This is a genomic window from Ulvibacter sp. MAR_2010_11, assembly GCF_002813135.1.
Classification (GTDB): Bacteria; Bacteroidota; Bacteroidia; order Flavobacteriales; family Flavobacteriaceae; genus Altibacter.
The window spans coordinates 1,097,166-1,109,525 of the sequence record NZ_PHTY01000001.1 but is presented as its reverse complement, the minus strand read 5'-3'; the positions used below and the strand labels follow the sequence as shown (position 1 = coordinate 1,109,525).

Genomic DNA, 12,360 nt, shown 5'->3' with positions numbered 1-12,360 from the left:
ATTTTGAAGAACAATAAAGTCTTAATTACAGGGGGCGCAGGATTTATAGGATCCAATTTTGTTGCGTATTATATGGAGCAATCAAAAGATGAGATTATAGTCCTGGACAAGCTTACTTATGCCGGAAACCTGACTAATTTAGAAGCAGTTTCAGCACGAAAGAACTATACTTTTATTGAAGGAGATATTTGCGATGCCTCTCTGGTTGAAAATCTGTTCGAAACACATAAATTTTCAAAAATTGTACATTTTGCCGCCGAATCGCATGTAGATAATTCAATTACCGGGCCTGCTGAGTTTATCCAAACCAATATAGTTGGGACATTTAATTTGTTGCAAAGCGCCTATAAAAATTGGATGGACGGACCTAACCGGTTTAAGGAGGGATTTAGGACAGCTCGCTTCTTACATGTTTCCACCGATGAGGTTTACGGAACCCTTGGGGAAACGGGACTTTTTACCGAAACGACGCCATATGCTCCTAACAGTCCCTACAGTGCGTCCAAGGCTTCATCTGATTTTATAGTAAGAAGTTATTTTCATACCTACGGATTGCCGGTAGTTACCACCAACTGTTCCAACAACTACGGTCCGAATCAGCATAAAGAAAAATTAATACCCACCATTATTCGGAAGGCTCTTTCCGGGCAACCTATTCCTATTTACGGAGATGGAAAAAACGTACGAGATTGGTTGTATGTAAAGGACCATTGCACCGGAATACAACTTGCAATAGATAAAGGAAAAACCGGTGAAACCTACAATATTGGAGGCAATAACGAGCGAAATAATCTTTACATTGCGCATACTATTTGTGAACTATTGGACGAATTACAACCTAAAAGCAGTTCTTATAAAGAGCTAATCTCCTTTGTAGCAGACAGACCGGGGCATGATTTCAGATATGCAATTGATGCCTCTAAAATTGAAAATGAGTTAGGTTGGAAGGCTGAAGAAAATTTTGAGACAGGAATTAAGAAAACGGTAACTTGGTACCTTAACAACAGAGACAGATTATGAAGGGAATTATTTTAGCCGGGGGCTCGGGAACGAGATTACACCCAATAACCCTTGCGATAAGCAAACAACTGATGCCGGTGTATGATAAACCCATGATTTATTATCCGCTTTCAACCCTTATGTATGCAGGGATACGAGAAATATTAATAATTTCAACTCCCCAGGATTTACCATTGTTTAAAGAACTTTTGGGAGATGGAAAAAAGCTGGGCTGCGAATTTAGCTATGCAGAACAGGAGCATCCAAACGGCCTGGCGGAAGCATTTATAATTGGTAAGGAGTTTATTGGTAAAGAAAAAGTAGCCCTCATATTAGGCGACAATATCTTTTACGGTTCCGGTTTAAAGGAATTATTGCAGTCCAACAACAATCCTGATGGGGGTATTATTTATGCCTATCACGTTTTGGATCCTGAACGCTATGGAGTAGTCCAGTTTGATTCTAATGGAAAAGCGTTGTCGATTGAAGAAAAACCAAAGCATCCTAAATCCAATTATGCGGTCCCGGGGATCTATTTTTACGATAACAGTGTTGTAGAAGTTGCTGCGTCCATAGCCCCCAGTGCCCGTGGCGAACTAGAGATTACTGATGTAAATAACATGTATTTGCAACAGGGAAAGCTGCGCGTAAGTATTCTCGATAAAGGAACAGCCTGGCTGGACACAGGAACGTTTGCTTCTCTTATGCAGGCTGCGCAGTTTGTTGAGGTTATTGAAGAGCGTCAAGGATTAAAGATAGGATCTATTGAAGAAGCGGCGTACGATATGGGATATATTACCAAGGATCAACTTATCGCATTGGCCCAACCCTTGTTAAAAAGCGGCTACGGTAAACATTTATTACAATTAGACTAAGTATTGGAGCTACAAAAAACACCCTTACAGGATTGCATTATTTTAAAACCCGGCGTATTTAAGGACGCACGAGGATTATTTAGTGAAACCTATAACAAAAAATCCTTTGTCGAGATTACCGGAATGGAAATCGAATTTGTACAAGACAATCAGTCTATTTCCGGGTACGGAGTGCTTAGGGGGCTGCATTTTCAGAAAGGAGCAATGGCACAGGCCAAACTGGTGAGGGTAATTAAAGGGCGGGTGTTGGATATTGTGGTGGATCTCCGTAAAAACTCTGCAACTTTCGGGAAGCACTTTTCCTATATCCTGGATGAAAAGGAGGGAGAGCAGCTTTTTGTGCCAAGAGGTTTTGCACATGGTTTTGTATCCCTTTCGGAAGAATCTATTTTTGTCTATAAATGTGATAATTATTACGATAAAGCTTCAGAAGGCGGAATTATCTATAATGACGCAACCTTAGCGCTGGATTGGCATCTTCCGAAGGAAGATTTAATCATTTCAGAAAAAGATTTACAGCTTCCAACTTTTCGGGAGGTAATTTCATGAAAAAAGTACTGGTTACAGGAGCAAATGGGCAATTAGGAAGATGCATTAAAGATAATGCTTCAGAATTTCCCGACCTCTCTTTTGTCTTTACTTCAAAAAGGGAATTGGATATTGAAAATCACGCTCAAGTGAGAGATTTTTTTCAGAATAATAAAATCGATTATTGCATAAATACTGCGGCTTATACCAATGTGGAAAAGGCTGAAAGCGAGCAGGGAAAAGCATTCAGCCTTAATACGGAAGCAGTAAAAAATCTGGCACTATGTTGCAAACAACACAATGTGATCTTGCTACATATTTCGACCGATTATGTGTTTGACGGCAAAAAGAGAACGCCCTACACCGAAGAAGATGTTCCAAATCCGATAAATGTTTACGGAGCATCAAAACTTAAAGGTGAACAATACATTCAGGAGATTTGCGAAATGCATTATATTGTTAGATCATCATGGTTGTATTCTCAATACGGGCATAACTTTTTCAAAACCATATTAAAATATGCTGAAGAAGGTAAATCGCTATCGATTACAACCGAGCAAACAGGAACACCAACTAATGCGAATGATTTGGCGCAGTTCTTATTGGGAATTATTGATGCTGAAGAAAAAGCGTATGGTTTATATCACTTTAGTAATGAGGGTGAGACGACGTGGCACGGTTTTGCGGAAGCTGTTTTTAAGTGTAACCCGCAATTTGATGCCTCAAAGCTTGTTAAAACAGGACATTATCCTACTTTTGCACAACGTCCAAAATATAGTGTGCTTAACTGTTATAAAGCGCAAAAAATTATTTCTTTTAAAACTAGAAACTGGAAGGACAGCTTTATTGCGCTTTTGAAAATAACATGAAGAAGATTACATGAAAAAAATAAATTTAATAGTTTTTGGCACACGACCGGAGGCTATCAAAATGGCACCTTTAGTTAGAGGATTCCTTCAGAATAAGAACTTTATAACCAAAGTTTGTGTTACAGCCCAGCATAGAGAAATGCTGGATCAAGTTTTGGACTTTTTTGAGATTGTACCAGATTATGATCTCGACCTCATGAAGCCCAACCAGAATTTGCACAGCCTTACAGCCACTATTATTGAGAGCATGAAACCTGTGTTGGAAGAGGTAAAACCCGATTTTGTCTATGTTCACGGAGATACAACCACTTCAATGGCGGTTGGAATTGCAGCCTTTTATAATGGAGCGAAGGTGTGCCATGTGGAAGCCGGATTGCGAACATTTAATCGAAAATATCCTTTTCCTGAAGAATTTAATCGGCAGCTTACAGGGAAAATAGCCGATTATCATTTTGCTCCCACTAAGCTTTCACTTGCTAATCTTTTATCCGAAAACACGAAGGAAGAGAACATCTTGGTTACAGGAAATACTGTTATTGACGCCCTAGTATATGGCATTGATAGAGTAAATTCTTACAACTTTAGGGATTCTGAAATAGAGTCGCTCAAACAAATCTTAGATTTTAAAAATAAGATCATTCTTGTAACAGGGCATAGACGAGAAAATCATGGTGAAGGACTTCTCAATATATGTACTGCCTTGAAGGCGATAGCCCAAAATAATAAGGATGTTCAAATTATTTATCCGGTACATTTAAATCCTAATGTTGAAAAGCCTGTCTACAATCTCCTTTCGGGAGTATCGAATATTATTCTAGTTAAGCCATTGGCCTATGCAGCATTTATATGGTTGATGGAAAAAGCTTATTTAATTATAACCGATAGTGGTGGAATTCAAGAGGAAGCTCCCAGCCTAGGAAAGCCAGTTTTGGTAACACGTAACACTACCGAACGCCCTGAGGCAGTAGAGGAAGGGACGGTAGTATTAGTTGGAACGAATATTGAAAAAATCATAGAAGAAACTCAGAATCTAATAAAGGATTCTAAATATTATAATTCCATGAGCTCGCTCCATAATCCTTACGGAGATGGCAATGCGACAGGTAGAATAATAAATTTTATTAAGAATTTAAAAGATGAATAATAAACCAACTGTAGTAATGATGGGCCTTGGCTATATTGGGCTTCCAACAGCAGCATTAATAGCAAGCAGAGGATTAATTGTAACGGGAGTTGATATTCGCGAGCAAGTAGTTGAGACCATTAATAAAGGAAAAATACATATAGTCGAACCCGATTTGGATGGATTGGTGCATCATGTAGTTAAAGAGAAATTTTTGAAAGCAACTACATCCCCAATTGAAGCAGACGTATATTTAATTGCTGTACCTACTCCCTTTAAAGGAGATCATATTCCTGACCTGTCCTATGTTGGAGCAGCAGTTAGAAGCATAATACCTACACTTAAAAAAGGAGCATTGGTAATTCTTGAGTCTACAAGCCCTGTAGGGACGACACAGAAAATGCAGAAACTTATTTTTGAAGAACGGCCTGATCTTGTAGGGCATATCTATATTGCATATTGCCCCGAGAGAGTATTACCGGGCAACATTTTACATGAACTAAAACACAATGATAGAGCAATTGGCGGAATTGATGATACTTCAACTAAAAAAGCAATAGATTTTTACAAGTATTTTGTGGTGGGAGAACTACATGCTACCAATGCAAAAACGGCCGAAATGGTAAAGTTGGTTGAAAACGCCTCAAGAGATAATCAAATAGCGTTTGCAAACGAACTTTCAATTATTTGTGATAAAGCGAATATCAATGTTTGGGAAATGATTGCACTCGCAAATAAGCATCCACGAGTAAACATTTTAAGCCCTGGGACAGGTGTTGGAGGACATTGCATTGCGGTGGATCCATGGTTTATTGTGTCTGAGTTTCCTAAAGAGAGTCAGCTTATAAAAAAATCAAGAGAAGCGAATAATTATAAAACAGAATGGGTTCTAGAAAAAATAAAAAGTAGAGCATTAGGTTTTCAAAATGAACTTCATAAAGAACCTACAATTGCATGTATGGGATTGGCATTTAAACCGGATATAGATGACTTACGAGAATCTCCTGCTCTCTATGTAGCAGACACGTTAAATAAAGAAGGGTATCATACATTAAATGTAGAGCCAAATCTCAAGGAAGATGGAGAAATTAGCTTAACTCCAACAGATAAGGCCATTAGAGCGTCGGATATTATAGTATTTTTAGTAGCTCATTCCGTATTTAAAGATTTGACCTTGCCTAAAGATAAAATCGTTTTAGATTTTTGCGGGGTTACTTCTTAGCGCTTAATAATTTCATATTATGAATAGAAATTCCATTGTTCTTCATTTGTATGTTTAGAAAAGCAGAAAATTATATTAGATCTAACTTCTCACTATTGTTAATAGTGTTAGGCGCCGGAAGCAATTTCTTACTAATTCTGTTTTTTAAAAAATACATCCCGGATGGGTTTAATACGTTTTCACTTTATTTAACTTATCTAGGAATAGTGGGCTCATTTGGCTTGATTGGATTTGACCAAATTTTTCTACGTTTATCCATTATTACAGAAGACAAAATATTAATTGGCAGGGATGTATATATCTTTTTACTACTGTCTTTATTTATTTCTCCAACAGGATTTTCTCTATATTTTAGTGCGAGATACCTGGATTTATATTTTTTACCCTTATTGATTTCGGGAATAAGTATAAATGGAATCATTGTTGCTTACAATTTGTTCCGGTTACAAAAAAGCTTTGTTATTTCACAATTGTATAAAAGCGGTCACAAAGTAGTTTTTTTTGTGTTTATAGTTTTTTTTAGTTTTATATATACAAAACTTGAAATTTCGGATATTATTAACGCAACTACAGGGATTTTAAGTTTGTTTGGAAGCTTTGCAGTTTTTTATTTTTTAAAAAAAATTAACACTAGAAGGACTCGTACCCCTTCATTATTTAATTTTTTCTTATCCTTTTCTATAAATCTTGCAGTTATCACGTCAATCGGATTCGGAGAACGTATTTTAATCGCAAATGAATTAGGAGAAGATATTTTTGGAAAATACTTTTACTACTCAACGGTATTTTTATTTCCACTCACCTTGGTACAACAATACATTGGGTTTAAGGAGTTAATATATTTTAAAGAAAGAATCGATAAAAGAAAAATTATTCAAAAATTGAAGCGAATTACTCTTATCGGGTTTCTAATAATCCTTTTCATTTTTATGTTTGTAATTCTTGACAATGGGTTTTTATTAGAAATTGACATTGAATCTGATATAGCTCTAATTGGCTTACTTTCGATTTTAGGGCTTGTTAAAATTATTTATGGTTTATTTTCTGCCATTTTAGGAGCAAAAGGTAAATTTAAAGACATTTACATTATAAACATTTGCTCAGTTGCGCTGATAACGATTTTACTTTTTAGTTTAAATTATCTCCATTATTCTCTAAATTACATCGTGTCTGGCCTAATAATAGTTTTTTTATTTAGAACCTTTTTCATTTATTATAGATATGCTAAATAAAAAGGGACATTTTGAAAAGAATAATTAATTTAACTGAAAATGTTACTTAAAACGATAAAAGATTTTGTGTCGAAGAATAATTATCTTCCTCTACTTGTCATATTGTTTTATTTGTCAGAGGCTTGTACTAAGGTGTTAAAAAAACTCCATTTCCCTTTTTATAATGTAAGCGGAGCTATAAAGGCAAGTTTTATTGTTCTTGCAATCATTTTCTGTCTATATGCCTTTTCAGCATATCGGAAAAGTATTTTAAAATTCCTTATCATTCTTGGATTGATTTTTATAGTTGGGCAATTGTCATTTAATCAATGGAATTTTGACGCTTCATATCTTTTTTCCAATTCCATTTTTTTTGGGAGATATATCTTGATTTTTGTTATAGCAGCTTATATAGGAGGTATTTATGAAATAAATTATAACCACAATAATTATAGGGTATTTGAGGCTGTAATTGTGGTTAACTCTTTGGCAGTTTTCTTTGGGTTTATTTTTCAAATTTCTCTTTTCAAAACGTACTCCAGTGCCCGCTTTGGTTATAGCGGACTATTTATTGTATCAAGTATAGCCACCTATTTTTATGCACTTTCCATTTCGTATTACTTAGTCAAAATTATAAGAGAGCATAAAGGATATATTGCGTTTTCACTTGTTATTATTGCTTCGGTATTGGTAGGTACGAAAGCCTTATTATTATTTATTGGGTTTAGCGTTATTAATCTTATCTGGCATTTCAAGTTATACCAAAAGAAATTTTTTTTATTAATCTTAGCCGGTGGAGTTATGATTATTTATCTTATCAAAGATTGGTTAGTTTCATTTTTAAAATTGAACACCGTTCTGTCGAATGTTTATGAAGAGCACGGACTTTTAACCATGCTTACGTCCTATAGGGATATTAATTTTATCTCAGTTGTCAATGAAGTGATTTTGCAGCAATGGGGAATTTTGAATTTTTTGATAGGAGGCACTAATTTTACTGAATACAGAATTGAGTTTGACTTTTTAGATATTGTACTCTTTTTTGGAATCTGCGGATCTTTAATATATTTATATACATATTTTAGAAAAATTATTCGTTTCACTTTTTTTCAGGGATTTCAAAGGAATCAAATAATTTTTTTGCTAATTATAGGTTTCTTATCTGGCACTTTTTTTAATAGTGGCCCTTTGGCCCTATATCTTATTTTAGTTTTAAACCGTCTTAAATCTTAAAAATTGGAATCATTAGTCTATATTACTCTTGCTTCGTTTTATTTTTTTATAGGCGTTCTGGTTTTTTTTAAAAATTTACGACTATTACTTCTAAAAGTATTTATTATTGTCTGTATCACATTACCTATTGTAAATTTTACGCAGCCCTATCATTTTAAGTATCAGATTTCAGTTTATAATTTTTTTTTCATAGGGATATATGCGTACTATTTTTTGAAAATCCTGATCTCATTTAGATTGAGCAGAAGAATAATTGCAGGAGTAATTTTAACATTATCGTTGTTATTCATTTATATACTTCATTATATATTCTTAGTTAATGAGAGTAGAGAATTAACTGATATTCTGAAAGATATTAAACCATTTATTACCATTGCAACAGCATACCTTTTTGCAGATTTTTTTAAAAGAGAGTTACGGCTCATATTCAGCGAGAGACTCATTTCTGGACTCTTATTAATTAACTTTATAAGTAGTTCTTTTCTATACTATTTTATGTTTAAATACGATTTAAACATTTCACTATCAGGAGACGCCTATTATAAATATAATGAATTAAGATATTTATCTCTCGGGACTTACTTTTGCATTTTTTATCTTATTTCAAGAATTATATCAGGAAATTTCCCTTCTATTAAAAATCTTCTTTTGTCTATAATTCCCTTGTTATACACAGGAAACAGAACTCTCATTGTCACTTTATTTGTAACAGTATCGATTTACTATTTATTAAGACTTTCTTTAAAGCGAATAATTATTTTTTTTTCCGGAATACTTGTAATTGGTTTAGGGTTTATAGAAATGGTAAAGCGGGCTGAAGAAAATTCGGCATTATTTCGTTTTAAAGAGCTGACAGACATAGGATATGTGATGGATGCTTTGTCCAATAGAATTTCGCCTTTTACAAACGAGTTACACACTATTTCTTTTACTGAAGGTATATTTGGGAAGGGACTTGGATTTTCTTTCTACATCCCATGGTTTGAATATAGGGTTAACATTGAAAATTACAATATTTACTTAGACAACCTATACCTTACTTTGTTAGCAAAATTTGGAATTTTCTCTATCCTTTTATTTGTTATCATAAATGATTATATTCGGAATTATTGTAGTGGAAATCAGAAAATATTTTACATTCTTTTTTTCTTACTTTTATCATTTACGAATGCCGTTTTCTATCAATTCTACTTTCTTTGGTTTTTGATTATGCTCGTATTTCCTTTCCTTTCTACTTCCAAAGAAGGTGAATTAAATGAAGCATAATTTGCTGCTAAACACAAGAAAAAAACAACCAATACAATACCGTTGTGTCTAACAAGATAAGATTCTGTCAAGAAAAGAAGAGAAATAAGCAAAACGAATGTAAAACCTGCATGAAATCGGCGTCTTTTAAATAGAATTAAATAGTAACCCAAAATAAACAATAAAAGAGACTCGCCCACAATCCCCATTTCAACAAAGGTTTGTAAGTATTGATTGTGTGCGTTATATTTTTTGTTAGCAAATGAATCCAGACCATGAGCCCGATAGGAGGAAAAAATATCTTGATTTGCATTGGTAATCCCGTTACCGACAAAGAAATTGCTATTGGCGTCATAAACCGCTTCAAATTGTTTTATTTTGTTTAGTCCATCTTCATGATGAACTCCGTTGCTAAATGTGAACCCAAATATTTGTTGAAATCTATAACGCGTTGCGCGGACATTATATAATAAAAATGAAATTATCAACATGGAAAGTAAAAGGTATGAAATAGCCGAAATAATGTTTCTTTTTTTTATAAAATAATAGAAGATGTAGCCTAAGATAAGTAAAACGAGTGCCAAAATATTTAATCGAGACGATAGGTGAACTATAAAAAAGGAAAAATAAAATGTTATGATAATATATAAATAGGTGTGCTTTCTCGGTTGTGAAAATAAAATTTTATTCAGTAAAATAATTATACAGAAAAGTAAGAAGAATGAATAGTAAGTAGGATGCAAACCAATAGTATTGCTTAACTCAATATATGAATAATCTTTTCTGAATAAAACATTTAAATTGTCGCCATTTTCAAAAAGACGATTTAACATTACACTATGCGAATAAAATGTGCACAAGACCATCCAAAAGATAAAAACTAATGTTGCTTTATTATATGTTTTTGTTGAAATAATAATAAATGAAAAACAAAAAGGAAATACTAAAAAAGGCAAGCTTCTCAAAAGAACCTTTTGAACATTGTCTATTTCTCTGGTGAGAAAAAGACTCAAGCAGATACATCCAAAGTAAAGCAGAAAAGAGACGTAAGTATTGAGTTTTAACCTTCCATTATGGCGATGAAAAAAGCAAACAATTGTGAAAATAATAATCGCGATGCTATTAATACTTTCCTTTACAGTAAGAGAAATTAAAACAAAAGAAATAGCTATTGCTAGTGCATTTTTTTTTAATATGTTTAAAGTTCTAATAAACGGCATATTAACTTAATTAAGTTTTCAATTATAAAAGTATATATATGAAATATTTTTTGATGCTTTTTTGCATAATATTATTAATTGGATGTGAAAAAGCAATTGATCATAATTTGTTAAACAAAAGAGTATTGTTTGATCGGGAAACAGCTCTGACAAAGGCCGATCTTATTATGAATAATAAAATTTATGTATGGGATTTATGGGAACCAATAGATTACAAAGATAGAATACAATGGAATATAAACCCTTACAATAGTGATTCATGGGTACTTTACTTTCATAGTCTTAGAATGGTTGGAATTCTTGCCCGAGCTTATGAATATAATCAGGAAGACAAATATATAGAAAAGGCAATGGTAATTTTGCGATCTTGGGTAGAGTATAACAAGACCAATCTTGACAATATTTACCAAGATCATATGGTCGCAAATAGGGTTCTTAATATTTCGCATTTGTACTTTGTAGCTCCAAATATTTTAAAAACTGACGACAAAAAATTAATTGAAAGTATAATTTTAGAACATGGAGAATGGTTATACAATGATCAAAATTATACAAAGGGGAATCATGCCATCATGCAGGATCGAGCCTTGATGCAGGCATCCCTTACTTTTTCAACATTTAAAGATGATGAATGGTATAATAAATCTCTAGAAAGAGTGACGAAAACATTTGATGCGGAAATAACCAGTGAAGGGGTATGTGTAGAAAATTCCCCTGGATATCACCCATATGTTATGGATTTATTGCAAAACTTTATTGTTATGGGGGAAAATTTTAATAGACCCTTCCCAGAAAAATATAAGATGGAATATGAGAAAATGGTGGGGTTCTTGACCTATATTATTAAGCCCAATAATAAATTTCCAACATTTGGGGATACCTATTTTACAAATAGCACATTACATTTTTCAAATTTATACAAATCTCAAGAACTCCTTTTTGTAGACACTAAGGGATTAAAAGGGATAAAACCTGCATTCACAGACAAAGTATATCAAGAATCCGGATACGCTATTTTTAGAGAAGGCTGGAAAAAGGGAGAGGAATTTAGTAAACAAACACAGCTTAGCTTCATCAACACCAATCAGTCATTTGTTCATAAACATTCAGATTATTTGTCGTTTGAGCTGTATTCCAATAACGAGGATTTGATCGTAGATGCGGGACATATAGGTTACAATAAAGATTCAATTACAGCGTATTTAAAATCTACAATTGCCCACAATACAATTACTATTGACAATAGGAATATTAATTACTATAAGGTACCTCTTTATGAGGGAGCTAGAATAACCAACTTTAATAGTAACGATACGAGCGCCCATCTAAAAGCTTTTGTAAAACCTGATACGAATACAACTTTTAAGAGAGATATTATCTATGTGAAACCAAACGCCTTCATTCTTATAGATAGGTATGAATTGACTAAAATTCAGGATGAAAAAATGTTTCAACAGGCATTTAACTTGGGGGGGAAGCTACTCGATATTGAAAAAAACGGAAGTGATCGACTTATCGCAAAATATCCCAATAACAACCTTCATTTTATTCAGAAAACAAAGACGGAAAAGGTCAATATCTTTAAAGCAGAGAAAAATTTAAGAGGAACTGTGGCCGACGGGCCTTTAAAATTCAGAAAAGGAACGCAAATTGTTTTCGAAAAGGATATTCGCAGGAAGAATGAGCCTTTCATTACATTATTATTAATTGAAAATGATAAAAATGGGAATATCCCAGCCGAAGACATAGATATTTACTTTGATAACCCTTTACTAATTGTGAGTTGGAATAATGGAAGTCAAAAACTAGTAATAAACATAAATGACTAAAACATA

Annotated in this window: 11 protein-coding genes; 10 read left to right on the top strand and 1 reads right to left on the bottom strand. The window is 33.5% G+C overall.

Going from position 1 to position 12,360, the window contains the following annotated elements:
- The first annotated feature begins 3 nt into the window (after positions 1–3).
- From rfbB to ATE92_RS05195, 9 genes are read left to right on the top strand one after another with little or no spacing between them, the layout of a single operon-like run.
- Entirely contained in the window at positions 4–1,020 is a 1,017-nt protein-coding gene (rfbB, locus tag ATE92_RS05235; protein ID WP_100802704.1) for a dTDP-glucose 4,6-dehydratase, read from the top strand.
- Positions 1,017–1,874, top strand: coding sequence for a glucose-1-phosphate thymidylyltransferase RfbA (gene rfbA / locus ATE92_RS05230; RefSeq protein WP_100802703.1), 858 nt, complete (start codon positions 1,017–1,019; stop codon positions 1,872–1,874). Before rfbB ends, rfbA begins: the two co-directional genes overlap by 4 nt.
- Positions 1,875–1,877: 3 nt before the next feature.
- Entirely contained in the window at positions 1,878–2,423 is a 546-nt protein-coding gene (gene rfbC, locus ATE92_RS05225; protein WP_100802702.1) for a dTDP-4-dehydrorhamnose 3,5-epimerase, read from the top strand.
- A complete protein-coding gene (rfbD, locus tag ATE92_RS05220) occupies positions 2,420–3,271 on the top strand; it encodes a dTDP-4-dehydrorhamnose reductase (RefSeq protein WP_100802701.1) in 852 nt (283 codons plus the stop codon). Before rfbC ends, rfbD begins: the two co-directional genes overlap by 4 nt.
- A 10-nt stretch (positions 3,272–3,281) precedes the next feature.
- Entirely contained in the window at positions 3,282–4,415 is a 1,134-nt protein-coding gene (gene wecB, locus ATE92_RS05215) for a non-hydrolyzing UDP-N-acetylglucosamine 2-epimerase (protein WP_100802700.1), read from the top strand.
- Positions 4,408–5,616, top strand: coding sequence for a UDP-N-acetyl-D-mannosamine dehydrogenase (gene wecC / locus ATE92_RS05210; RefSeq protein WP_100802699.1), 1,209 nt, complete (start codon positions 4,408–4,410; stop codon positions 5,614–5,616). Before wecB ends, wecC begins: the two co-directional genes overlap by 8 nt.
- Before the next feature lie 50 nt (positions 5,617–5,666).
- Positions 5,667–6,848 carry a hypothetical protein gene (locus tag ATE92_RS05205; protein ID WP_100802698.1) on the top strand — a complete coding sequence of 394 codons (1,182 nt, stop codon included), beginning with the start codon at positions 5,667–5,669 and terminating at the stop codon, positions 6,846–6,848.
- Positions 6,849–6,887: 39 nt separating this feature from the next.
- Positions 6,888–8,060, top strand: a complete 1,173-nt coding sequence (locus tag ATE92_RS05200) for a hypothetical protein (protein ID WP_100802697.1) — start codon at positions 6,888–6,890, stop codon at positions 8,058–8,060.
- 3 nt (positions 8,061–8,063) lie between these two features.
- Positions 8,064–9,326 (top strand): DUF6369 family protein, encoded by a 1,263-nt coding sequence (locus tag ATE92_RS05195; RefSeq protein WP_100802696.1) that lies wholly within the window; start codon positions 8,064–8,066, stop codon positions 9,324–9,326.
- Here ATE92_RS05195 and ATE92_RS05190 read toward each other — a convergent pair.
- Positions 9,248–10,525, bottom strand: a complete 1,278-nt coding sequence (locus ATE92_RS05190) for an O-antigen ligase (RefSeq protein ID WP_100802695.1) — start codon at positions 10,523–10,525, stop codon at positions 9,248–9,250. The two genes, ATE92_RS05195 and ATE92_RS05190, sit on opposite strands and share 79 nt — an antisense overlap.
- Before the next feature lie 38 nt (positions 10,526–10,563).
- On the opposite strand from ATE92_RS05190, the gene ATE92_RS05185 reads away from it, so the two are divergent.
- Positions 10,564–12,354 carry a heparinase II/III family protein gene (locus tag ATE92_RS05185; protein WP_100802694.1) on the top strand — a complete coding sequence of 597 codons (1,791 nt, stop codon included), beginning with the start codon at positions 10,564–10,566 and terminating at the stop codon, positions 12,352–12,354.
- The last annotated feature ends 6 nt before the right edge of the window (positions 12,355–12,360 follow it).

What these genes read in the sequence shown, in the direction of transcription:
- ATE92_RS05205 (WP_100802698.1), top strand. Translation starts at nt 5,667, where the DNA reads ATGTTTAGAAAAGCAGAAAATTATATTAGATCTAACTTCTCACTATTG.
- wecC (WP_100802699.1), top strand. Translation starts at nt 4,408, where the DNA reads ATGAATAATAAACCAACTGTAGTAATGATGGGCCTTGGCTATATTGGG.
- ATE92_RS05185 (WP_100802694.1), top strand. Translation starts at nt 10,564, where the DNA reads ATGAAATATTTTTTGATGCTTTTTTGCATAATATTATTAATTGGATGT.
- rfbD (WP_100802701.1), top strand. Translation starts at nt 2,420, where the DNA reads ATGAAAAAAGTACTGGTTACAGGAGCAAATGGGCAATTAGGAAGATGC.
- rfbA (WP_100802703.1), top strand. Translation starts at nt 1,017, where the DNA reads ATGAAGGGAATTATTTTAGCCGGGGGCTCGGGAACGAGATTACACCCA.
- ATE92_RS05200 (WP_100802697.1), top strand. Translation starts at nt 6,888, where the DNA reads ATGTTACTTAAAACGATAAAAGATTTTGTGTCGAAGAATAATTATCTT.
- wecB (WP_100802700.1), top strand. Translation starts at nt 3,282, where the DNA reads ATGAAAAAAATAAATTTAATAGTTTTTGGCACACGACCGGAGGCTATC.
- ATE92_RS05190 (WP_100802695.1), bottom strand. Translation starts at nt 10,525, where the DNA reads ATGCCGTTTATTAGAACTTTAAACATATTAAAAAAAAATGCACTAGCA.